Here is a 24,573-nt window from a genome sequence, read left to right as displayed (position 1 = left end):
TCTCTCATTCACTTTAGTTATTTTTTTGGAGAGTAAGTAGATGACAATCACCCAACTTCGATATATCGTCGCTTTAGATCAGTTTAAGAGTTTTGCTAAAGCCGCCGAACATTGTTTAGTTGCTCAACCTACAATGAGTTTACAAATTCAAAAAGTAGAACAAGAGCTGGGTTTTGAATTGTTTGATCGGAAAAAAAATCCCGTCATTACCACCAAATTAGGGAAAGCGGTAGTCGATCAGGCTAAAAATACACTGAAAGAGGCCGACAAACTTTTTGAAATCGCAGGCCAGTGGAAGGACGAACCTGCGGGAAATATTTCCATTGGAATCATTCCGACAGTCAGTAATTATTTGATTCCTTCTGTTTACCAGAGTTTACAAACAGAGTTTTCTAAGGTGAACTTTCGGATTTCGGAACTACCCACTCTTTCTATTTTGGAAAAATTGGAATCGGAAGAGATTGATTTGGGAATTCTTGCGACCCCGCTCAAAATTCCTAATATCGTAGAACATCCGCTCTACTATGAACCCTTTGTTGTTTACTATCCGAAAAATGCCAAAGAAAAATCCTCCTCGGTTTCCATGAAACATATTGAAAAGTATCCTTTACTTGTGCTAGGTGAGGAACATTGTTTTCGCCATCAGTCCTTAAAAATCTGTAATCGGAACTCACTGGCAAAGATTGAAAGTGGAAGTGTGGAGACACTCAAAAGAATGGTGGATATGGGAATTGGTGTCACTCTCCTCCCTAAGTTGTCTGTGGAGAAATCCTCGGAACGAATTGTTCCTTTTGATTCTCCGGAACCGGCTCGGGAGATTAGTTTGGTTTATAAGAAGGGATTTTACAAAACCAAAATTCTAAAAAAACTCACAAGTTTGATCCTCAGTGTGATTCCAAGCGAATACCATTCCAAAGAAAAATTCAAAATCATTGGAGTGTCTTTAAACCAAGATTAGACCAAATTTGGGCAATAGCTTTTGTAAATCTTGTCATTTATAGTATTTATTTTACAAATGATCAAATTGGGAGTATATTCTTCTTAACATCAAAGGAGGATATTCAATGTCCAATATCAACACTCAAATTCCTGACTTTACTACGGAAGCCTTCCACAACGGCGCTTTCAAAAAAATTAGCAAAAAAGACGTTCTCGGAAAATGGTCCGTATTTGTTTTTTATCCTGCGGATTTTACTTTTGTTTGCCCTACAGAACTTGGCGATGTAGCAGATTATTATGAAGAACTCCAAAAACTAGGAGTGGAAGTGTATTCCGTTTCTACTGATACACATTTTGTTCACAAAGCTTGGCACGAAGCAAGTGAGACCATCAAAAAAATCAAATATCCAATGTTAGGTGATGCTTCTGGGAAGATCACTCGAGGATTTGGAATTATGATCGAAGAAGATGGTCAAGCACTTCGAGGAACCTTCGTAGTGAACCCAGAAGGTGTAATCAAAACGGCGGAGATCCATGACCTTGGAATTGGACGTTCTGCAGAAGAACTCGTTCGTAAAGTGCAAGCAGCACAATACGTAGCAAACAATGACGGCGAAGTTTGTCCTGCAAAATGGAAACCAGGTAATTCCACTTTGAAACCTGGTCTTGACTTGGTAGGAAAAATCTAAACTAAATTAGGCGGGGTGAAACCCGCCTAAATCGGGAGGTTATTATGTTAGATGAATCAACAAAAGAACAAGTAAAACAATATTTTGAAAGGATAAAAAGTCCGGTGAACATTCGTTTGTTTTCGGGAGTTCATGAAAAACGTGAGGAGTTGATTGAATTTTTAAATGATATCGTCTCTTTAAGTTCCAACATTAGTCTCGAACATTCTTCGGATAAAAATGATGGTCTTCGTTTTTCCATTCTTTCGGAAGGAAAACCAACAGGAATTGAATTTTCAGGAATTCCTATGGGACATGAATTTACATCTTTGATTTTAGCCATTCTGCAATCGGGTGGAAATCCAATCAAATTGGAAGAAGGAATCCTTTCTGCCGTATCAAAATTAAAAGAAACTTTACACTTTGAAACCTTTATCTCTCTTGATTGCCATAACTGTCCCGAAGTCGTACAAACTCTCAATAGTTTTTCTTTAGTCAACCCTTCGATCTCACATAACATGATTGATGGAGCTATGTATCCAGACCTTGTGAAAGAAAAAAACATCCAAGGGGTTCCGGCAGTTTTTCTAAACGGAAAACGTTTTCTTTCTGGGAAGGCGGAAGCTTCCGTTATCTTCGATAAACTTTTAGAATTGTATTCTGTTCCTGAATCTACAGAAGAAAATGCCGGTATTACAAATCCATCCGATATTTATGATGTAACTGTGATTGGTGGTGGGCCTTCTGGTGTGACTGCCGCCGTGTATTCAGCAAGAAAAGGATTAAAAACTCTTGTCATAGCTGATCGGTTAGGTGGTCAAGTAAAGGATACTTTGGGAATTGAAAATATTATTTCTATTCCTTATACAACAGGTCCAGAACTCACTCATGTTTTGTCCGAACAATTGGATAAAAACCAAATCCGCAAAAAAGAAAATGTCCGAGTTTTGAAAATTGAATCCGGGGATTTAAAAACCATTCATTTGAATACGGGAGAACGGATTCTTACAAAAACAGTCATCCTTTCTACCGGAGCTAAATGGCGGGAACTGAATGTTCCCGGCGAAAAAGAATTCGTGGGGAAAGGTGTTGCCTATTGCCCTCACTGTGACGGACCATTTTTTAAAGATAAGGATGTGGCTGTTGTGGGTGGAGGAAACTCCGGAGTGGAAGCTGCTTTGGATCTGAGTGGGATTGTAAAATCAGTCACCTTAATTGAGTTTGGTGATCGGTTGAATGCGGACCAAGTGTTACTCGACAAAGTGGCCAAGTCTTCCAATATCAAAACTTTGGTAAAAGCACAAACCATGGAAATCCAAACCAACACGGAAAAGGTGACAGGACTTACTTATAAGGATAGAAGTTCCGAACAATCAGAAACCATCCCACTGGATGGAGTTTTTGTTCAGATTGGTCTTGTCCCAAACAGTAGTTTTGTGAAGGATTTAGTAGCTACCAATCGTTTTGGAGAAATACTGGTCGATGAAAAATGTAAAACCAATGTGGATGGAATTTTTGCTTGTGGAGATGTCACAAACACTCCTTACAAACAAATCATCATTGCTATGGGTGAGGGAGCAAAGGCTGCGATTAGTGCTTTTGAATATCTATTACACGCGGCTTGAAGATAACCATTTTTCAACGGTTTTGTAAAGATCGGCAGAGGAAAGTGGTTTGGTAAGAAAGTCATCCATTCCCGATTCCATTGCCGTATCTTTTACTGAAAAAAACGCTCCCGCCGTCAATGCGATGATGGGAGTTTTTTTCTTTGTATCTTTTTCTAAATTTCTAATTTCCATTGTGGCCGTATAACCATCCATAACTGGCATCTGTAAGTCCATAAAGATTAAATCCGGAACTTTTTGTTTGAATTGATTGATGGCATCAGCACCATCGGCGGCATATCTCATTTGTATATTGGGATATCTTTTTAATAACATTTTTGATAACAGTCTTTTGTTTAGATCATTGTCTTCCACAATCAAAATATCATTTTGAATTTGATTGTTTTCAATGATTGCAGATTCATCGGGAATGGTTTGTTTTTCTTCAAATAAATTGGAAGATACTGATCCTGAGGAATTTACATGGAGGGATAAAACAAAATAAAAAGTGCTCCCCTTTCCTAATTCACTTTCGAATCGTAAAAGAGAATCCATCTTGTGAATGAGTTCACTTGTGATCGTGAGACCAAGTCCTGATCCACCGTACTTTCTTGTGATGGAAGTATCTGCTTGTGAGAAGGAATCAAAAAGTTTAGTCTGAGAACTGATGTCGATTCCAATTCCTGTGTCAGACACAGAGAACTCAATGTCGATCATCTCTCCTGTTTGTTTGATTGGTTTTACGGAAACTTCTACCTTCCCTTCATGAGTAAACTTGATGGCATTTCCAATCAAATTGGAAAGGACTTGTCTCACTCGCAAAGGATCTAGAAATACGAATCTGGGTAAACCTGGATCTAGTTTTAGTTTTAAAGGAATGGCTTGGGAGGCGGCAGAGATTTGAAAGAGATCTACCGTAGATTGAACTAAGTCGATAAGATCCGTGCTGATTAGTTCTAATTCCATCTTTCCGGAATCAATTTTTGAAAAATCAAGGATTTGATTGACTAGGGATAACAAACTTTTTCCAGAAATATAGATACTACGTAAATATTCTTTTTGTTCATCTGAAAGTGATGCATGTAACAATAGTTCTGTGAAACCAATAATTCCATTGAGTGGAGTTCGAATTTCGTGGCTCATATTGGCTAAAAAATTGCCCTTAGCAAGGTTGGCGGCTTCTGCCATTTCTTTTGCTTTTCGTAAGGTATGTTCTATTTTTTTGACTTCTGTTAGATCTGAATTGGATCCAACCATTCTGATTTTGTTTCCCGATGCATCTCTTTGGATATAACACCGAGACACAACATGAGCATAATTTCCTTTTCTTTTTTTCATCTGGAAACTGAACTCGAAAGTTTCTCTCTGTGAGGATAAAATATTTTCTAAAAATTCAGAGACCCATTCGGAATCATCGGGATGGATCAAACTTTTCCAAAAACTGATCGGTACATTATCTGATTTTTCGTCGTTTCCGAATTCTAACCACCATCGCCTAGAATAGATTACTGTATTGTTCACCAAATCCCAGTCAAACCATCCATCGGAACTCACTTCTAAAATTAACGCATATCTTTCGTTAGATTCTTTTAAGGCATTTTCAGCACGTTTTTGTTCTGTTATGTCTTTGCTTGATCCGACAATAAACTTTATTTTTCCATCGACTTCAATAGGAGTGAGTGCCGTAGTCCAGATTTTTGTTCCTGCAGGCATAGGGATACTTTCTTCATAAGAGATTGTATGTTTTTCCCGAATCGCATTTCTATAATTTCTGATCACAGGGGATCCCAATATTTCCCCTAAAAGATCAATAGGAGTTTTGCCTTGAATGGCGGATTGAATGACACCGGTTGCTTTTTCATAAGCTGTATTGACCCGACGGATGACAAAATCTCCATTCTCCATCACTTCGACAAGGAACATGGAATCTTGGCTTCCATTAAAAAGAATATTATTTTCGAGTAACAGTTGTTTAATTTCTGTAGATTCACTTTTAATAAAATCTTGTACTGAAAGTAATTCTGAAATATCGGTGACCACTCCATCAAATCGTAAGATTTTTCCAGATTCATCTCGGATCAATCGGCCTTGGCTTTGGACAAGTTTGATTTGGTTGTCTTTCGTTTGGATTCGATATCGGATTCGAAACTTATTTGTTTCGTTTAACGAACTCAGTGCGTGTTCGACTATATGTATGTCCTCGGTATGGATCATTTTTCGCCAAGCACCTAACTCATGTTTGAAAAATTCTATTGGGTATCCGCTGAGAGTTTCCACGGAAGGGCTGACATAAATAATTTCTAACTCCGGAAAACTAGCTGAAAAGACTACCTCCTCCATGGCGGAGAGAATTTGCATTTCCAATGAAGGCGGAGGAGTTTGCATACCGTCCATTGGACGAATCTTTCCGAAATATCTACAAACTAAATTAGGATTTTCTAATAAGAAATGGGAGCGCCAAACTAGGTGTAAACTGGTTGTAACTCATCCCGAGTAGATCCGTCTCGTTCAAAACGCGGAACTCATCCACAAAATAAGGCCAGGGAAAAGGGGCATTTTTTGTATATTTTAGGACAAGGCTTGGGTTTCCGTCCAGTCGTGACGGAGCGATGGACAAATGCATGGGGTGGCGTAACTGGAACTCTGTCTCTTTAGGCGACAAAAACAAATTATAAGCAATCTCTGAACCATCAAATGATTTCCCCCACCAATGCCGAAAGGACATAAAGTTCAAACTGAAACTAGCACCTGTTTGCAACCATTTGGGACCGATCCACTCGGCTCGAAAATTCCCTGTAGGAAAGGAATCGGGTGCCTTTAATTCAAGAAATTGTTTTTTGATTTTGAAGAGAGACATCGTCATCAATCAAATTCCAAAATCCCAAAAGCATAGCGAAAATTCTGATACAATCAAAAAAATATAGAAAGATTTTCCATTTCATTCAGGAAAGAGTTGGCAAACAAGGGAGTCCGTCGTAGAACAGGGAACATTCGAATTTCGGAGTTCTCATGCGTAAGTTGGTATTGGCTTTTAGTTTTCTATTTTTCCTCAGTTCTTGCAATTCTATCAGCGGCGTTTTTCGCTCTATCAAACGCATTATCTTTCCTAGCAGTTGTCGCATCGAAGTCAAACTAGACACTACTGACCTAAAATATTTAGAAGATCTTTGGGATTACCGCTTCACAGTTTCCGAAGATACCAATTTGCAAGAATTTGCATCAGCCGTTCAGATCTCTCCCAAACCATCCAACCTTCGATTCGATTATTCTGATTATGTGACCCGAGAGATTTCCTTGGACCATTGGAACTTTGATCCGAATATAGAGTATGAAATCAAAATTGGAAAATTTTATGCAGAGAACGATTGTTTTTTAGAGACTCCTGTTAGTTTTAAACTTCCAGTGATGGCAAGAAAACCTTCATTCTATTTATCTCGTGAAAATATATTTGAATCCAACTTAAACAAAGTCCTTCCTATTTTCATTTCGAATGTTCCCGAATTTCAAATTCGATCTTCTGAATTGTCAATCCCCGTTCTTGTGAATGCAATCGCAACACTCGGGAACAAATATTATGAATTCGAAAACCAACTGAGTTGGAAAAAAACGGTATGGAAGTCCGGTATCAAAGTGAATGCCTTTGGAAACCAAGGTATGGATATTGATTCCTATTTTGGTGCCAAACCGAATACAAAAGGATGGATCGCTTTTCAGTTAGGAGCCGATGTCATTGGCGAAGGTAACAAGGAAGAATACAAAAAAGAATCTATATTTTTACAATCCACCAACTTAGGCATCACAACCAAGTTAGATCCAAATACACTCCATGTTTGGGTACATACTCTTTCCAAAGCAGAACCAGTTTCCAATACCAATATCAGTTTGTATGAAAAAGGAAGTTTGCGTGGGACATGTAAAACAGATAAAGATGGACATTGTACAGTGCCGTCCATCAGTGATACAAAATCTTACGATAAATCGGTGTTAATTGCCGAAGACTCTTCTGGTGATAAAGCCTTTCTTCATTTTAATGAAACACATATCGAAGGATATAGCGATTATTACACAGAAAACCATGTTAAAGGAAAAATTTACTTCGATCGAAAGTTATACAGACCAGGCGACCGTGTGGAGATCAAAGCTGTACTTGCGGATCGAAAGAATGGGACACTTGTTCCTTATAGTTCTAAAAGTGTAAATATACAAATTCGAGATTCTCGTGGAAAGGATGTGAGTAATACAAATCTTAGTTCCACAGGGCAGGGGGGAGTTGCCACAGGGTATACCATTCCTTCGGATGCACCTCTTGGGCATTATTCTGTAACCGTTTATGCCGCTGGAAAAAATGATTCCATCACTTACGATACCTTCCAAGTCGAAGAATTTCGACCTGTGAACTTTATGGTGAACGTCAATTTAGCAAATGTCGTAAACAAAGACCAAAACATAAAGGGAACGGTGGAAGGGAAATACATGTTTGGTGCTCCTATGGGTGGAGCTAAGATCAGTTACTCGGTCTTAAAAAGAAAAAGACATATTTCCTTCGAATCATTTGTGAGTTATGATTTTTCTGATACTTGGTATGATTACGAAGATGAATATTCCGAAGGTAACTCAGATTATGTAAGTGGATCGGAAGGTGTTTTGGATTCCAAAGGCCTTTTTGCTTTGGACATTCCTGTCCAAGACTTAACTCGTAAATTTGCGACAGATGGGGAAGATATCGAAATTGCAGATCCTTTCAATTTGGTTGTGGAATCCTCTGTATTTGATGTCGATGGAAAGTCGGTTACAAAATCTTCGAGTATCCCTTACAATCCCTCGGAAACTTATGTAGGTTTGAAATGTAACGATAGATACCAAGCGATAGATAAACCATTTCAATTTGGAGCTCTTGCAATCAATCTACAAGGAAAAGCCGTTGCCGGTGCGGAGTTAAAGGCTTATATTATTTATAATGACTGGACTTCTGTTCTGTCAAAAGGAATCGGGAAGTTTTTCTTTAGAAGTAACCAACTAACAAAGAAAGTTGTTGAGGTCAAAAAACTCGTTTCGAAAGCCGATGGAGTTTCTTTTGATTATAAGGCAAAGGATTCCGGAAGTTACACTGTTTTAGTTTTAAACAAAGATAAAGTTTTTTCCCGCGTGGATTTTTATGCTTATGAAAAAGAATCTTATTATACTTGGGACTTTCGTGGGGACGACTCCATCGAATTACGTTCCGATAAAAAAGAATACAAAATTGGGGATAAAGCAAAAATCCTCATCAAATCTCCTCTGCAAAACGCTCGTGTTATCGTGACAGTAGAAAGAGATTCCGTTTATTTCAAAAAATCTTTTTTGATGAAAGGAAACAGCGCTCCTCTTGAAATTCCCATTGAAGAGTCTTATCTTCCGAATGTGGATGTCAATGTGGTGATGTTGTCGGGTAGGTTGCCTGTGCCTGAGGGACTATCTTCTGATGATATTAAAGAATTTAATGAACAAGACTTAGGTGCTCCGAAAGCCAAAACGGGATCTGTGACTTTAAAAGTCAATTTGGCATCAAGAACGGCACCTGTTGTGATCAAAACGGACAAACAGGAATACCAACCGAGAGAACAGGTGAAATTGTCGATTCAATCAAGTCCCGGTGCGGAACTCACAGTATCAGTCGCTGACCGCGGTGTTTTAGATTTGGTTGGTTATTCTTTTCAAAGTCCTGTGCAAATGTTCTATCAGTATTGGTATAGTATTGTAAAAACATATGAACTTCGTAGTATGATCATCAAACATTATATATACGAAAACAAAGGAGATAGTCCCGGTGGGGATTACGGCGAAGATTCGGGTGGTGGGTTTTCGGCAGAATCGGAATCTGGTGCGAGGAAAGACTTTCGGTATACCGCTTATTGGAATCCGGTTGTGATTGCCGATAGTAGCGGGAATGCCGATCTCAGTTTTACTTTACCAGACAATTTAACTACATTTAGGATTATGGTTGCTTCTTCCGCCAATGGAAAGTTTGGTGCTTCCAATTCCGAGTTTATCGTCAAAAAGAATCTAGTTTTACAAAAAACCGTCGCAAGGTTCATTCGTGTTGGCGATAATTTAGAGTTAGGTGGAAGTATCACCAACAATACTAAGAAAAAAGGTAAATTTAAATATAAAATCGACTCCAAGTTTCTTTCTGAGGATAAAGGTTGGATCTCAATTGAACTTGCTGCAGGTCAAACCAAGGAAGTACTTCGAACTTTCCAGATTTCAGAATCACAATACATCAAACTCAAACTAGACCATCCTAAGGATGAAATTCAAGCGTCTTACCAAATTTCTGTGGAACCAGAGAACATGAATGAGTTTGCCGACTTAAAAAAATCCGATTTGTCTGACGCTTTGGTGGTGACCTTGCCAATCAAAGAATTTGATCCAGTAACATCGGTTCAATTTTCGGGATATACGGATTCGGAACACAAAACATTGATTTCCTTCCCTAAAAAAGAATCTATTTTGTTAAACAAAGGATCACTTGACATTCGTATGTCGGGAACGGCTCTTACTGCCTTAAAATCTGCCTTCGATTTTTATGAATCCAATCCTTACTTTTGTATGGAACAGAGGACATCGGCTTATCTTCTTTCTTTGAGTGCCGGAGAGTTATTAAAAGAATTCCAATACAAAGCTCCAGCGAAAGATTCTTATGATTTTACTCAAATTGAAAAGTTGTTTTTAGATGAGATGTCTGAGTTTCAAACATCGGAAGGAAGTTTTAGAGTTTGGAAAGGCCATGGTAGAACAGGGTATCCTTATTTGACTGCCTACATCGCCTCAGTGATGCAGATTGGAAAAGACAAAGGGAAAAGATCCAACGCACAAGCCTATAAATTGGCAATTCAATATTTAGAAAACTATGTAAAGAATCCGACAGAGACCTCGATCAACTCATACCAAACTCTCAGTTTGATTTATTCTGTTCTTTCTAAAGACAAAAAAGAAATTCATTCTTTAGAAAAAACTTTGGTGGATCATTTCGAAGAATTGAATTTAAAGTCGCGCGGAATTTTTCTTACGGCATATGCTGAAGTACATAAGTTAGAAACTGTTGATTCCGATCCTGTGTTTAAAAAATTATTCGCAGAATACACAAAGTACATTGCCTATGAAAAAGAATTATTTGCAATCAAACCTTTAAAGCAGAATACAGATGAATACTATTATTATTCATATTATAGTTCTTCTTCTGTACTTGGCCATTATTTGCGATTGTTACTTAGGGTAGATTCAAAAAATCCAAGGATTGTGGAGCTTGTGAAATCGATTATGATGGATCGCCAAAATCATTTTTGGTCAGACAGTCATAGTGTTGGAACCATCGCATTCGCACTCGCCGAATATCGGAATCGTTTTGAATCCACATCTCTTGATACGGAAGGAGAGGCCATCTTTGGAGAAAAAACGTTAATCGAAGAATCTTTTTCTTCCTCTTCCGATTCTATCTACAAAGAAGAGATTACATTCGATCGTCTGTTTGAAGGAAAAGATCCATCGGGCCGACCATTGGTATTCAAACGAACCAGTTCCGAAGGTAGATTGTATTTTCAAACTAGGTTGATGTATGTTCCTGTAAAGGATACCACCACTCAAAAGTTTAATGGTCTTGAAATAAAGAAAACTTTGTATCGCATTGATGGAAGAAATTCCAATGGAGATGCCATCTTAAAAGAAGTAACGAGTTTACAACGAGGATCCACTTATCTTGTAAAAGTGAAAATACTGAGTAACTTAGAACAAGCCTTCGGGATGATTGTGGATCCAATTCCAAGTAATACAGAGATTGTAAACACATCCTTTTTAACAGAAAAAGCATCCGATGGAGAAGAAACCGAAGTTACAGAGAACTACTATGGTGGATACAAAGAATACAGGGATGATCGTGTCATCTTTTCAGAAGATCGAATTGGAAAGGGGGAAACAGAGTTTAATTATATATTAAGACCTGTGGCAAAAGGGAATTCCATTATGCCGGCTTCCAAAACCTTTTTGATGTATCATCCACAATTTTATGGAAATACCAATACCATTCGAGTGAAAGTGGAGTGATTTCTAAGACCAAAATTACCATTTATATTATGTTAGTGGGAAGTATGATCATTCCACTAACAGGATTTTTACTAAGACCCGTTTCTTTTGAATCCCTTCGCAACCATTCAACTGTCAGAATCCTAACCCAGGAAGGGACTCTCATTGGTCGGGGAAAAAACAAAAATCAAACCAAACAAGATTGGGAAAGCATTCGTGAGTATCCCAACTTTGTCCCAGAGATTTTAAAAATTGCAGAAGACAAACGTTATGATTCCCATCACGGGATCGATGTATTGGCAGGATTCAATTCCCTTCGTTCCTATATTTTTTCGGAGGGGAAACGTGGAGGGGCATCCACCATCACAATGCAACTTGTGCGGATTCAAAATCCAGAAATTCGATCTTATCCATTTTTCTTACGAAAAACTTTTGAAATTTTTGAGGCATTTCGCTACGAAGTTTGGCTTACCAAATCGGAAATTTTAGAAGCCTATTTAAATTCTGTCTCCATCCATTCCAATCTGGTTGGATTTCCATCCACATCACTGACGTTATTTGGAAAACATATCCGATTTTTATCGATTGAAGAAACAGTTTATCTGACCGTTCTCATTCGGAAAAATAAACCCTCAGAAGAAGAATTATCCCTTCGATATCATAATCTAAGGGATCGAATTCCCTACACAATTCCAAAGTTAGAAAATCCAAACGAACTCACGGTTGGTTTTTCTTCTTCAAACAAGCCGAATTTTTCGGAATCATGGAAAGGGGAACACCAACACTTTCTCAATTGGATTCGAACTTTGATTTCTATCCCTTCCGAAGAATTTGTTTCTTCCTTATCTTCTGAATTAAATTCCGAATTACATTCAATTGTGAACTCAGAACTAGAAGGGCTAAAAAGGTGGAATGTATCCAATGCCTCTGCCATTGTTTTGGAACGTGTTCCTGGTAAAGACGATGAATTAGAACTCAAAGCCATGATCGGATCCAAAAATTTCTTTGAAGATGGTAATGGAATGGTGAACGGTAGTTTGGCATATCGAGATGCGGGTAGTACTCTCAAACCATTGTTATATGCCATCGCAATTGAAAAGGGACATTATATTGTTAATTCCATTTTCTCTGATGAAAAATACTCCTTCTCTTTAGGGCAGGGAGGAAACTACCTTCCGAGAAATGCCGACCTTCGGTATTGGGGAGATTTGACTTTGGCCGAAGCTCTCGGAAACTCAAGGAACATTCCCGCCGTCACTGCGATCAACCAGATGGGTGTGACTCCTTTTTATCGATTTTTACAATCAGCCGGATTTGATCATTTAAAAGAATCTCCACAGTTTTATGGTCCAGGTCTTGCTCTTGGTGTTGGCGGAACGAGTCTTTTGCAGCTAACGCGTGCATATGGCTCATTCCCTTTGGATGGGGTGTTACCAAAAATTCGTTTGGGGAAAATGGATAAAAAACCATTGTATTTCGGTGACTCAATGCGCCTCTTTTCGAGTGAAACTGCCGAAGAAATAAAATTTGTTTTGAAAGATCCTAAATTAAGGCAAAGGGCTTTTGGTCGGAGGAGTTATTTGGATTTTCCATTTCCTGTTTCCATTAAAACAGGGACTTCTAAAGACTATAGAAATTCTTGGACAGTGGCATTTAACGAGAATTATGTGGTCGGCGCTTGGGTAGGAAATTTTTCTGGAGAACGAACCATGGATGTTTCCGGTTCCTTTGGAGCTGGACGGATTGTACAGAATATATTTCGAAGTTTGATGAAAGACAAACCAAAACTAGATTATCACTCTCAGTTCACCGAACCCCGAAATTTTTGTAGGCTTACTGGGAAGTTAGCCCTTCCCAAATGTCCATCCATCGTTTTAAGAGTGCGAAAAAAAATCTTACTCCCCACACCATGTGACCAACATAGCGAAGAGTCCAATGTTTCCATATTAGGGGTTGGTTTTGTGTATCCTTCTATGGGCCAAGTCTATTTATACCATCCATCTTATGAAAAAGAAACACAAGAGATACCGGTTCGGATTCGTGAAATCAAAACTCTAAAAGATCCGAAACTCATTTGGAATGGCCAACAAGAATTCAAACCATCCACAAGTGGGGACTTACGTCTCCCCATTGTCCGTGGAAAACAGTCTTTGGTATTGTATGATGGAGAATTGAAGAAGGCCTCTGTTGATTTTGAAGTTAGATAAGATGGGTGGTTTGATGAAAAATATCCTTTGGAAAAAATCACCAATGGCTATTTTCTATAGTTTCTCTTATTTTTTGTATGGTTTCATTTCTTTTTCATTTGGAGTTTGGATTTTCTTTCACGGAGTTTTTATTACTTTATTTTCAATCCTTGTATTACTTATAGATTTCTTTCTCGATCATAACTGGAACAAAAACTTTAAGTTAAATACGATATTCCGTTTGGTTCTATGGACTCTCTTTGTGATGGCATTCAGTTACCAAGAAGTCTACCAAACAGCATTGACTTTGGATCTTTTGATTTATTTTTTCCAACACATCTCTTTGTTATATTCTGATCTTTTTAATTTTTTATTGGAATGGAAACTGATCCAGTGGATGGCACTGGGAATCGGATTTTATTTGATTGTTTGGAATCCGGAGAAAGAACAAAAAAGACATTGGTTCCTACTGTCTTTTGGTTTGTTGTTACTTGTTTTCTTACGCTCTGGTTCTTGGATGAATCCCGACTTAAGTTGGAATCAAAACCAAAAGGCACCTAACAATGTACAGAGAGTGAAATCAAACCTGGAATCTATTTCTGGTAAACCAAACCTTGTTTTGGTTTTGTTGGAAGGGGTTCCGAGAAAACATTTGGTAAAAATCAAATCTCGTTACATTAATTTTTCGAACTTAGAAGGATCTCATTTTTGGATCCCTATGCCACATACTTCCAAAAGTCTATTCACTTGGATGACAGGGATTTCACAACTGAATCACACTCGTTTGCAGTTGGACGGCTCTGTAATGGAATCCAATCTTCCCAAACAATTAGAGAGAACACATAATTATCACACTTCTATGATCTACACCCAATCCATCTTCTTTGAAGGGATGGATCAGTTTTTCCCCAAAATCTTTCAAACTGTTTGGGAAAAGGGTGATTTGGAAAAACGTTATGGAGGATTGTATCCCTCCTTTAGCTGGGGAATGGATGACCGAGTGGTTTTACCTGCATTGAAACAAACCTCTGATTTTAGCAAACAACCTTTGTTTGTTTTGATCGGTCTTAGCCAAACCCATAGTCCTTATTTTGTATCCAATGAAAAATCCAGAGTTTCCTTTCGATCACCTTTGGATCGTTATATGGTTTCGCTTGAGGAAGAAGTGGAGGTGTTGGATTCTATTATTTCTTATTGGAAAGAAAACTCTTCACGGGAAACGGTTCTTATCCTTTCTGCCGACCATGGAGAATCCTTTGGAGAAGAGGGAGCTCATGCCCATAACTACTCTTTATACAATCAGGAAACCGATGTTCCCTTTTTATTGTATTTTATCAAATCGGGTCAACTCTACATTCCAAAACTAGGAACTTCGGTAGATTTCAAAGATACGATCTTAAGTTTACTCGAGACTCACTCGAACCAAAAAGAAGAAATATTAAAATCAAATTTCTTTAGTCCCGATTACAGTCCGAATTTAGTTTTAAAAACATGGAATTCTGAAATTCAAAAATCTTGGATTACCGAAGGTAAAAAGTATATATATCATAGTGATCGGGATCTATTAATCGAAACAGATTTTATGGAAGAAAAAAGAGTTCCGATTACAAATTCCCTTTTGAAAAAAAAAGTATTGGATGAAATATATTCTAATATTCGTTAAACGGTTTTGTGACCATTTAAAAGTGTTAGGATCGAAGTTCGAAGAAAACTTTTATAATCTAAAACAAAGATGTCCAATCCATCTTCTTTGACTGCTTCTCTTACTTGGTTCGAAGGAAATCCATGTGACCAAGAACCAACCGCTAAGGCATGGCATTGCATAAGAAACAAAAATCCTGATTTTTCATTTAGAAATGGGAAGGCTTGACAAAGAAGTGGTAGGATTCGAAAGATTTGTCCTTTTAAACTCAGTTTGAATTCACGAATGGTTTCCACACTGGCATTTTTTTCTAAGATGGTAGGGACAATAGGAAGTAGTTTTAAAAATCGAACATGTCCGTCCATGGAGTCAACAAACCATTTGGAAAACACATCGGCATCGACTGGTTTTGTTTCTGTTAGAAATTTTTCCATATCCAAAAACCACGCTTCATAATCGGCATTGTGAACACGAAGACAAAGGTCTTCTTTTGTTGGAAAGTATAAATACAAAGTTCCTTTCGCAATTTTGGCTCGTTTGGCAACTTCATCCATAGAGAGTTCCGCCCAATCTTTTTTTTGCAAAAGGAAGGCTGCGGATTGGAGAATTGTAGTTCGTTTGGAAAGTTTGTCTTTTTCCAATACGGCTCTTTTTTTTGGCGATCGTTCTGCAACCAACACGCGACTCATACCTCCAATCTAGGAAACTCTGAAAAAATATGCTAGAAAAAAACGATTATTGACTAGAGGTCAATTTAAAGTAACCAGCGGTCATTTACATGTGACTTATAGTCATAAAATTCCTATTTTTTGTAAGGATTTGGTTAAATCTTTCTATACAAAATTAAATTTACGAATCAATATTCGATCAAAAGATAAACTTATTTTTTGATTTCTAACCAATCGGAAAATTAGGATGTGTTTATGAAAGTTCGTCGAATCAGTTGGATTTTTTTCTTCACTTTGTTTTTCGTTGGTCTGGAGTTTCCACTTCTTTATGGAAAAACAAGTAATTGTCCACAGTTAACGGAAGAACAGAAGATTGAAAAACTTTTGTCTGGAGTTGGAAAACTCCAAGGAAGTTTGATTCGTAATGGAGAAACTCATTCCGCAGAAGCGGCAGAGAAACACCTTCGTTATAAATTGGAAGAAGCAAAAAAATCCTTCTTTGCTCCCGATCCCAAAGAATGGACTGCCAAACTATTCATTGAAAAAATTGCTTCGAAATCCTTTTTAACCGGAACACCGTACCAGATCAAATTCTTTGATGGAAAAGAAATCAAGTCAAGAGACTGGTTACTCGCAGAATTAAATAAAATAGAATCTTGTTTATAATTGAAAGAAGCGAATGTTCTACTGAGCATCAGTGGGAAACAATTGGGAAAAAAAATTGATAAACAATGGTTGTAAAAAAATAAAACTCATATAGCATAACCCACCATACCCATACGGTAGGAGCCCCTTATGTTTCGATTTTCGTTTTTTTATCTTTTGATCCTACTCTTTAGTTTTTCCTTATCGGCACAGAAAATAGAATCAGAGTTTTCGTTTAAAACGGACTTCGCTGTTCGACCTACATTTGTGGAAGGGGATAACCCATTCTTTGTGAATGGTGGTAAGTGGGTTTATTTGGGAAGGACTGCCGACTTTGATGAACCTGGATTGTATTTTTATGATACCGAATCCAAAGAGAAAATCTATCGTCCTGTTCCACTGGAAACATATTACCTTTCCCATCCAACCGAATTTTTCGGAAAGATAGAAACAACAGGCAAACGCCTACCACTGACCATTTATGAATTTTTATTTTATGATGAAGTGAATCACCGTGCAGGCTTTGTGATTGAAAACAAACACAATTCAGTCAATGGTAAACGGTATTTTTTTATGGGGTGGAATCTTTCGACCAATGCCATAGATGTAGTGGAACCAATTTATGAAATTGGTGAAGTCGATAAAAAATCATTTGCCATCAGTTCTGTTGTTGGGTATTCAAGGGAAGATAATACGGGTTATTTTACCTTTGCCGTAGATGCAGATTTAAAAGACAATGAATCCGTTGATGTAACTGTTTTTATTTATCAAATTCAAAATCAAAGTTTAAAAAAGTTAAAAGAATACAAATCAAAATTTTATCCTTATACACCGGAATTCCATCCAGAATCAAAACAAATCCTAATCGCCTGTTATGCGGAAGACTTTCAAAAAAGAAATCCAATGGGATATTTGTATAAAGTAGACTCAAATTCATTCCAGGAATTTTCCATTCCTTCCACTCCTTATGGTATTAGTTTTTCTAAAGATGGAAAGTATTTATATATGGCAGCTGCTGACACAGGTGAAGTTCGTATGTACAATACAGATAATCTTTCCGATATGAAAAAATCTAAATGGGGAACACATGGTCATAAATTGGGGTTTTGGAAAGAAGGGGAACTGGTTTGGGTTCGTAACTCTGGGCTTCATATTTATGATCCCATCACTCTAAAGCAGAAGAAAGTCATTCCGACAAAAAAATTCTATAAGAATCAAATTAATGTGAGTGGGTCGACCTTTTTGCCATTTCGTAAACTACTCCTTCGCAATATATTGGAAGATACGACTGGCGGTGCCGCCAACCGTATCTTAATCGCCGATTAAAATTAATTCCCTTTAAGGGAATGCAACCTAAACGAAGTGTTTGGATTTATTTCCAAGCACCTGCATTTTCTTTTGCATACTGACTAAAGGAGATAGGATCTTTTCCTGTTAAAGTTTTAATTGTATCAACGATTGCTGATGCAAAGCCGTCTTTTAAGGCACCTGCAATCATCACAAGAAAAGCCGCATAATCTTTGGGAAGACCAGCAGATACAAGTGAAGATTCAAATACTTTTGGATCCACATCTACATATCCAATTGTTTTTCCACTTACTTTCGTTAAATGGTCTGCAACTTCATTGTGATCGATGGATTCAGGTCCTGTCAAAGTGAAGGCTTGGTTTTCGTTTTTGGATGTTGTGAGAAGCACGGCAGCAACAGAAGCAATGTCTTTTGCATCAATGAAACTTGTTTTTGCAGTTCCACCTGGGAAATAAATCTTTCCGTCCTGTTTGATACCTGAGATCCAAAATGTATGGAAGTTTTGCATAAACCAGTTCGGACGAATGATATTCCAAGGAATTCCCGCGCCTTCGAGTAGTAGTTCCGTTTTGCGGAATGGTGCTTCCGGTGGTGCGTGTTCCACACCCATTGCCGTCATCAGCACAAGTTTCTTCAAACTAACTTGTTTTGCTTTTTCGATCCAAGGGGAAAGAATTTCATATTGATTGGTTTGGCCGGGAGGGCTTAAAAAATAAGCGGCATCCACTTTTTCCAAAACTTCCAAACCTTTGTTCAGTTCGCTAGAATCAGCAAACACCCAATGTAATTTCTCGGAACTCTTTTGAGATTCCGGTTTTCTTGATCCTGCGAAGACTTCATGTCCTGCGTTTAATAATTCGGTTACGAGATGACCGCCAACGAGTCCAGAACCGCCATATACAAATACTTTCATAGTTAATCCTTGAATTCGGAAATGAATCCGTTATTGTTTCTCTATAATACTCCGAAAAATATAGACTGTCTATGTCATAAAATATTAAAAATATATCCAAACGTATAAATTGATAGACATTTGGTGAATATTTGAGAAAAAAAGACTATGGATCTACTTTCTGATATTCTCGCCTCGGCTGGTTGGAAAAACGACCTACTTTCCAAGGGTCAAATTTTTGATAGTTTTGGGTTTCATTTCCCCTGTGAAAAAAGTGGAGGTTTTCATGTCGTAACACAAGGCAGTTGTTATGCGAGGATCGGCGGAACCATTATCCCTTTGCACAAAGGGGATCTTATCTTTATCACGAGAGGAACCAATCACGAATTATTGTCCGACCCCAAAGCTAAAGTAGTAACCATAGAACGATTCCTCGGTGATAAAGAAATTCGGGTCAAAAAAGAAAACCCTGTCACCACCTTTGTTTCCGTTCGTTACGAAGTCCCGCCAGGCCCCATCCACCCTTTATTTTTGGAACTACCAGAATACATTCATATATCTTATGAAACCATCCAAGCCCACCATGCCCTTGGAGATATCATTCAAATCCTTTCTCGTGAATTGGAACTCAATCTTGGAACCGATTTAATTGTACAAAGATTAACAGACATTTTGTTGTATTATATGTTACGAATGTGGCTAGGCCAAAATGTAGATTCCCAAGCGGGTTGGATCAAAGCCTTTCATGACACACAAGTTTTGTATGCCCTCGAAAAATTACACAATGGATACAGTAAAGATTGGACCATTGAATCTTTAGCAAAGGAGACTGGAGTCTCGAGGGCCAATCTCGCCAACCGTTTTCGTGACGTTCTCGGAATTCCTCCGATGGAATACTTGGCAAAACTCAGAATGGAAAAAGCCAAACAATTATTTCAAAAGGGAAATATGGGGCTTGAGGAAATTGCACAAAATGTAGGTTATGCGTCTGCTTTTTCTTTTTCGAAAGCGTACAAACGTATTTTTGGAAATTCACCGAGTCGTGAGTGGAAACGAGTTGTGTAAAAGCGTCCGAATGTTTTCTAACTGATTTTTTTTTGGTAAGAATTCGGGGTGATTGCGAAATACTTCTGCTGCTTTTCTAATTTTAGAAGTATCGGTCATCATGGGTTTGATTTCTTTCCATCTCCCATCTAATTTCATTTGTTCTGAAAGTTTGAGATAGGATTTAATCCTTCCGGCCCTCGTTGCATAACCTAATCGATTGGGGCAATGGCAAGGGTTTTCTGCTTTTGTGAGACCACATTCTTTTCCAAGAAATGTTTCCATTTGTTTTCTGGACCTAGATAATTTCTGGCGAAACGCTTCTGGACGAATTCCCATCACGGATGCTCCTTCTTCACTCGAAGTTTGAAACACTTCTCCTAAAAGATAGGCCATTCTATACGGTCTCGACAGACCTTGTAACATAGAGTAGGTGCAAGCTACCTGCACATGTAAAACAAGTTCGGAAACTTGGGGAGAGGGCTCTTCTTCCATGGTAACGGTTGGAAATTCGGGAGGGACATTGTATGTGTTTTGCGTTCGGTGAAGTTCTTCCCGAATGGCCCGAAGATGCACTTTCCTTCGTTCCATTTTCGATTTTTGTACATTGATCAAGTGGTTACTGGCGATCCGATAGATCCAAGTCGAAAGTTTACTTTCTTTTCGAAACCCGCCTAGGTTTGTAATCACTTTCACCAAAATTTCTTGGGTGGCGTCTTCCGCATCTTCCGGGTTCCATAAAAATTTCAATGCCAGAGAAAATACTTTTGGTTGGAAGATTTGAATGAGCTCCTCCAAAGCATTAGTTTTTCCAGCGAGTGAACTTTCTAATAGAGAAAGATGCGGATCTTCTATCATCGATTTTTATTGGCTATATAATGAACAATGAGTGCAAGTAATGCCGGTAGACCTTGTGAAAAGAGAATGGAAAACTTAGCCGTTGCCGAACCATAAATTCCTGCGACCACTACACAGATGAGAAAAAACAAAATGGTTTGGAATTTTTGATTTTGGTCTTTGATAAAGAGTAGAGCCCAAAAAAGTCCTGCAGCTAAAAATCCATTGTAAAGACCTTGGTTTTTTGCCAACTTAGCCGTGATCTCTGCTGTTTCTGGTGTTAGTTGGAAGACTTTCATTCCAAACTCGGTTTTCCATAGAAACATTTCCAATACTAAAATGAACACGTGTTCTACGGCCACAAAGCCAGTCAAGATGAGGGAAGTGAGTTTCATACAATTCTCCTAAAGAATGATTTTCCTATTGGGACAATTGATTTTACCGTTTGTGACAGAATTACGAGAAAAAAATAAAAAAAATCCACTGGTTTTGAATGATTAAGGTTCCTCGGGCGCAGGCCGAGTCGAAAGTTCGAGAACTCCTTTTTCTGTTGAGATATCAAATACATTCTTCAATCGCACTAGTCTACCACCGCAGGCCTGTGCAAAAGAAATGGTATCGGCCATAGGTTCATCTGCTGCGGGTGGGTAATTGACAAAACTGGTTTCATAATCGATTGATTGGTACTGCCCATTAAAACCGGCGATGTTTACAGTGGTTTTTTGCAACGGATTAGTTCCATTTCTTACCGGAGTTATGGTTAACCCCGTATAAAGACTTCCATTTTCAGGAGAATATAAATGCGCTTTCACTGAATTTGTTTCTGGGATGTAAGTAATGACAGGAGAAATTTCTAATGTGTCGGTAGTTGTAGAACCTAGAAACTGATTCCAAAGCAGATTCCCATTCCAATCAAATTTTGAAAAAATATTATTCCTGAAGTTTGTAGAACCTGAATAGTTTTGGAATGGGTGGATGGATGTTCCAAAATCTCCTGCACTAACACCGGTTGTATAAATTCCATCCGAACCTGGCGTTATTCCATAAATAGTCCCAATTGTATAACTTGGGCTAATGGATCCAAGATAAGTAATATTAGAAATAGAAAAACCAGATAGAGAAAGCTTTGTGACCATTGGCCTTCTATAATTGTATGATGGAAGCGGATGACCCGTAGAACCTGTAAAATTGTCATCTGCACCGCCAAATAAGAGAATTGATTGATCTTGGCCAATAACTGCATTCAATATCGATATACTTCCATTAGATGGTAAGTATCTTTGTTTTATTGGAACTCCTTGGTGTGATATAACAGCCCATCCAATTTCTTCATGACTTGTGTTGTTTCCATTGGAAGAAACTTCCATTGCAGGAAATTCACTAAAACCATTTGTATCGGGAGCCGGGGATCCCGCACCGCGTCCATTAAAAAATAAATGAAGGTTGTCCAAAGCATCTGTGACAAGGGAAAATCTGGATTCTACAATGGAGTTATCTGATTTGTCTAGGTAGGTATTCCAAACACGATTCCCATTGGAATTAAATCTTGCGAGCAACAAAGCATTAACGTTAGATTTTGGAGATATGGGTGATCCTTGCGAATTTTTGACATAGGCTGCTACGACAATGTCTCCATTAGATAATTCAGTGATTGGTGCTACTTCTTTTTTGTCAGAAGCAGCGTATAGTTCTCCGATATAATCTAACCATTCAATTTGTAATGTTTTTCCATTCACTAGGAATAGGATGACATTCATATCCGAACCAGGTGTACCTGAAAAAGAAAAATTCTTTCCTGCAGTTTTACCGTTCCAATTAACTTCCTCAAAGACACCAGCGGTGACGGCAAAGTTTCCATTTTTGAGTTTAACTAATTTATAAGGATATGTTTTGTAGGTTCCAGTTCCCAAACGAACTGACGTTTTTAAATCTGGGTTACACAAACTACGAAGGTATTCTTCCCATAACCAAGTTTCCATATAACTCTGGGACGTCGGATCTTTTGGGTTGTTCAGTTTGATTTTACAGTTGTTATATTGTGTTAGGGTAGTCAAAAGAATTAGAAGTACAAAGAACTTCTTATCGATATTTATATGTTGTTTCATTGCCAAACTAAATTTACTTTCTGATGAGAAAGGTTTTTTCTATTTAGGTCATATTGGAAGAAGTGGTGAATTCCTCAAGTCCTTTGTTGAAATCCCTAAAGCGATACACTCGTAATTTAAAGATATTTTAAGTAAGTATTGATTTTGATCGATTTTCTTATTTATTAAAAATTGAATATTCTGTATTTCGAATGCGCTTATTCTCTAAAAAAGTGTCTCAATTGTTTTGATGTCTTGGGTATAAATCCCTGTGGTTCGTAGCGGATATATTTATGGTTTAAGGTTCCTCAGCCGCAGGCCGAGTCGAAACTTCCATCCATCTCGCTGTAGTAATCGTCGAGAAGGAATTAAACAAGTTGAAGATAGTCACCATTCTTCCTGAACAAACTTCTGCTTGGTTCGAAATAAATCTTCCGTTATTTCCGCTGACATCAGAACTTCCTTCATAGAGTTGGATTTGATTGAATGCACCGGTAGAAGGATTCATTTTTAATCTGGCTTGTCCTAACGCGTATTGAACAGATCCAGAAATAAGTGCTGGTGAAATTCCTGTGAATGGAGTTCCATTATCAACTGTAAGTAGGTTTCCTACTACCTCTCCTCGAGCATTGTTATAGATAAGATTACCAGGAAGAACATCCGGCACATTATAACCTGTCGTTCCTAAGTATTGACTCCAGAGTAAACTAGTTGAACTTTGATCTGGCTTTAGAATTTGATAGTTTCTTCTTCCAGAGCTTCCTTGGTATAAATGGATCGTGTTAGGTGTTGAATAGGGTTGATCTATTAGACTTGCAATAAAAATTTCCTCGTTGTTCAAAATTGCTTTTTGTGTTTTGTAAGTTGTAGAAGCAGTTGTTGGACCGTAGTAACTTACTGCATCCCAATTAAAAGATGAATTTAGAATCCCATAAAAACCCCGTGCTTCAGTCGGTCTTGGGTGGCCGGAGAATGATGCAAATTCATTGAAAGTATCGCCTACGATTAATATCCTATCTAAATAGGATTTGAAAAAAAATGCCTCCGTCGATAAACCAGTGTTAGGTAAAAACTTCTGGCTGATTCCATGTCCACTTCCATCAACTAAAGCAATGGCAATTTCTTTCTGACTTGCTAAAGAAGAATTGGATGAAGTTGCTGGTGCTGGCAAACCAGGATAACTTAAGCCCGTGGAATCAATAGTAGGTGTAGACGCTTCGGAGATCCCTTGATACAAAATCGCCATTTGATCAGAAGGGGTGACAGTCATGGAATAACCCTTATTGGAAAATCTTGTATTGTCTTTGTTTGCATATCCTTGCCAAACAATTTCACCAGAATACTGATTGTATCTAGAAAGAAAAAATGCCAGTGTACCGGTTTTTGCATTCAATGTATTGGTTCTGCCAGTTCCATTAACAAGTGCAAAAAATCCTAGATCCCCATTGGAATACTCATCAACTGAAATGACGTCAGGATGAGCCCAAGTTTCAACTCCGTAACTCATTTCTCCAATATAGTCTAACCAAAGAATGCGAGAAAAATATCTATCAATGACAAAGACCACTCCATTTAAAGCAGAGTTTTGGTGGTTGTTATGGATTCCGTAGGTGTTTCCATTCCAAACCAAGGGTTCTTGAGTCACAGCTGTGACTACAGTGTTTCCACTCCTTAATGCTCTGATGGAAAGAGGGACGATTAATGTATTTCCTGTCCCCAAGGAAAAACTTCCTCGGGCATCGGGGATACATCTAGAATTCAGATACGCATTCCAAATCGCCGTCTCCAAAAAACTTCTCGATCTCGGATCACTCGGATTGTTTAAATCCAATTTGCAATGACCAAAAGAGAAACTGAGATAGAAAAGGCTGAGAAATAGAAAGGCAAACTTCCGAATTCTTGAATGCGAGACCATAGTTCTTTCCAAATCCATCAACCCCAAACGGAAGATGGAAATTAATTATTGAATTTAGATTCTAAAAGAGAACAGAAAGGAGG

At 38.1% G+C, this 24,573-nt stretch carries 17 protein-coding genes; 9 read left to right on the top strand and 8 right to left on the bottom strand.

Annotation, left to right across the window (positions count from 1 at the left end):
• Positions 1–40 precede the first annotated feature (40 nt).
• From JWG41_RS18545 to ahpF, 3 genes are all read left to right on the top strand, one after another.
• Positions 41–958 carry a hydrogen peroxide-inducible genes activator gene (locus tag JWG41_RS18545; protein WP_205271298.1) on the top strand — a complete coding sequence of 306 codons (918 nt, stop codon included), beginning with the start codon at positions 41–43 and terminating at the stop codon, positions 956–958.
• 106 nt (positions 959–1,064) lie between these two features.
• Positions 1,065–1,628, top strand: coding sequence for an alkyl hydroperoxide reductase subunit C (gene ahpC, locus JWG41_RS18540; RefSeq protein WP_205271297.1), 564 nt, complete (start codon positions 1,065–1,067; stop codon positions 1,626–1,628).
• A gap of 44 nt (positions 1,629–1,672) precedes the next feature.
• Positions 1,673–3,232 carry an alkyl hydroperoxide reductase subunit F gene (ahpF, locus tag JWG41_RS18535; protein ID WP_205271296.1) on the top strand — a complete coding sequence of 520 codons (1,560 nt, stop codon included), beginning with the start codon at positions 1,673–1,675 and terminating at the stop codon, positions 3,230–3,232.
• Here the strand turns inward: ahpF and JWG41_RS18530 are convergent.
• Both JWG41_RS18530 and JWG41_RS18525 read right to left on the bottom strand, forming a co-directional pair.
• The gene (locus JWG41_RS18530; protein WP_205271424.1) at positions 3,218–5,596 is read right to left on the bottom strand and encodes a PAS domain-containing protein; all 2,379 of its coding nucleotides are present in this window, start codon (positions 5,594–5,596) and stop codon (positions 3,218–3,220) included. The two genes, ahpF and JWG41_RS18530, sit on opposite strands and share 15 nt — an antisense overlap.
• Before the next feature lie 43 nt (positions 5,597–5,639).
• Entirely contained in the window at positions 5,640–6,074 is a 435-nt protein-coding gene (locus JWG41_RS18525) for a hypothetical protein (RefSeq protein ID WP_205271295.1), read from the bottom strand.
• A gap of 146 nt (positions 6,075–6,220) precedes the next feature.
• On the opposite strand from JWG41_RS18525, the gene JWG41_RS18520 reads away from it, so the two are divergent.
• Genes JWG41_RS18520 through JWG41_RS18510 form a run of 3 tightly spaced genes read left to right on the top strand, consistent with a single transcriptional unit; the run spans position 6,221 to position 15,118 of the window.
• Complete coding sequence (locus JWG41_RS18520) at positions 6,221–11,290, top strand: alpha-2-macroglobulin family protein (RefSeq protein ID WP_205271294.1); 5,070 nt, start codon at positions 6,221–6,223, stop codon at positions 11,288–11,290.
• Positions 11,287–13,476, top strand: a complete 2,190-nt coding sequence (locus JWG41_RS18515) for a transglycosylase domain-containing protein (RefSeq protein WP_205271293.1) — start codon at positions 11,287–11,289, stop codon at positions 13,474–13,476. The genes JWG41_RS18520 and JWG41_RS18515 overlap by 4 nt, the downstream gene beginning before the upstream one ends.
• Positions 13,463–15,118: a sulfatase-like hydrolase/transferase gene (locus JWG41_RS18510; RefSeq protein ID WP_232374108.1), complete on the top strand. Its 1,656-nt coding sequence runs from the start codon at positions 13,463–13,465 to the stop codon at positions 15,116–15,118. The genes JWG41_RS18515 and JWG41_RS18510 overlap by 14 nt, the downstream gene beginning before the upstream one ends.
• Here the strand turns inward: JWG41_RS18510 and JWG41_RS18505 are convergent.
• Entirely contained in the window at positions 15,115–15,786 is a 672-nt protein-coding gene (locus JWG41_RS18505) for a TetR/AcrR family transcriptional regulator (RefSeq protein WP_205271292.1), read from the bottom strand. The genes JWG41_RS18510 and JWG41_RS18505 overlap by 4 nt on opposite strands.
• Positions 15,787–16,020: 234 nt before the next feature.
• Between JWG41_RS18505 and JWG41_RS18500 the strand changes: the two genes are divergently transcribed.
• Both JWG41_RS18500 and JWG41_RS18495 read left to right on the top strand, forming a co-directional pair.
• Entirely contained in the window at positions 16,021–16,431 is a 411-nt protein-coding gene (locus JWG41_RS18500; protein WP_205271291.1) for a DUF5329 family protein, read from the top strand.
• 129 nt (positions 16,432–16,560) lie between these two features.
• Positions 16,561–17,736 carry a YncE family protein gene (locus JWG41_RS18495; protein WP_205271290.1) on the top strand — a complete coding sequence of 392 codons (1,176 nt, stop codon included), beginning with the start codon at positions 16,561–16,563 and terminating at the stop codon, positions 17,734–17,736.
• Positions 17,737–17,782: 46 nt separating this feature from the next.
• Here the strand turns inward: JWG41_RS18495 and JWG41_RS18490 are convergent, their stop codons facing one another.
• A complete protein-coding gene (locus JWG41_RS18490; protein ID WP_205271289.1) occupies positions 17,783–18,631 on the bottom strand; it encodes an NAD(P)H-binding protein in 849 nt (282 codons plus the stop codon).
• Between the two features lie 147 nt (positions 18,632–18,778).
• On the opposite strand from JWG41_RS18490, the gene JWG41_RS18485 reads away from it, so the two are divergent.
• Positions 18,779–19,675 carry an AraC family transcriptional regulator gene (locus JWG41_RS18485; RefSeq protein WP_205271288.1) on the top strand — a complete coding sequence of 299 codons (897 nt, stop codon included), beginning with the start codon at positions 18,779–18,781 and terminating at the stop codon, positions 19,673–19,675.
• On the opposite strand, the gene JWG41_RS18480 is transcribed toward JWG41_RS18485, so the two are convergent.
• The 4 genes from JWG41_RS18480 to JWG41_RS18465 form a co-directional block, all read right to left on the bottom strand.
• Entirely contained in the window at positions 19,643–20,512 is an 870-nt protein-coding gene (locus JWG41_RS18480) for an RNA polymerase sigma factor (protein ID WP_205271287.1), read from the bottom strand. The two genes, JWG41_RS18485 and JWG41_RS18480, sit on opposite strands and share 33 nt — an antisense overlap.
• Positions 20,509–20,886 carry a DUF1304 domain-containing protein gene (locus JWG41_RS18475; protein ID WP_205271286.1) on the bottom strand — a complete coding sequence of 126 codons (378 nt, stop codon included), beginning with the start codon at positions 20,884–20,886 and terminating at the stop codon, positions 20,509–20,511. Before JWG41_RS18475 ends, JWG41_RS18480 begins: the two co-directional genes overlap by 4 nt.
• A gap of 102 nt (positions 20,887–20,988) precedes the next feature.
• Complete coding sequence (locus JWG41_RS18470; protein ID WP_232374107.1) at positions 20,989–22,596, bottom strand: hypothetical protein; 1,608 nt, start codon at positions 22,594–22,596, stop codon at positions 20,989–20,991.
• 277 nt (positions 22,597–22,873) lie between these two features.
• Positions 22,874–24,490, bottom strand: a complete 1,617-nt coding sequence (locus tag JWG41_RS18465; protein WP_205271284.1) for a hypothetical protein — start codon at positions 24,488–24,490, stop codon at positions 22,874–22,876.
• Between the last annotated feature and the right edge of the window lie 83 nt (positions 24,491–24,573).

The sequence above is a fragment of the Leptospira chreensis genome, from assembly GCF_016919165.1.
Lineage (GTDB): Bacteria > Spirochaetota > Leptospiria > Leptospirales > Leptospiraceae > Leptospira_A > Leptospira_A chreensis.
Note: the sequence above shows the minus strand (reverse complement) of the source record. Positions and strands in the feature narration are given on the sequence as shown.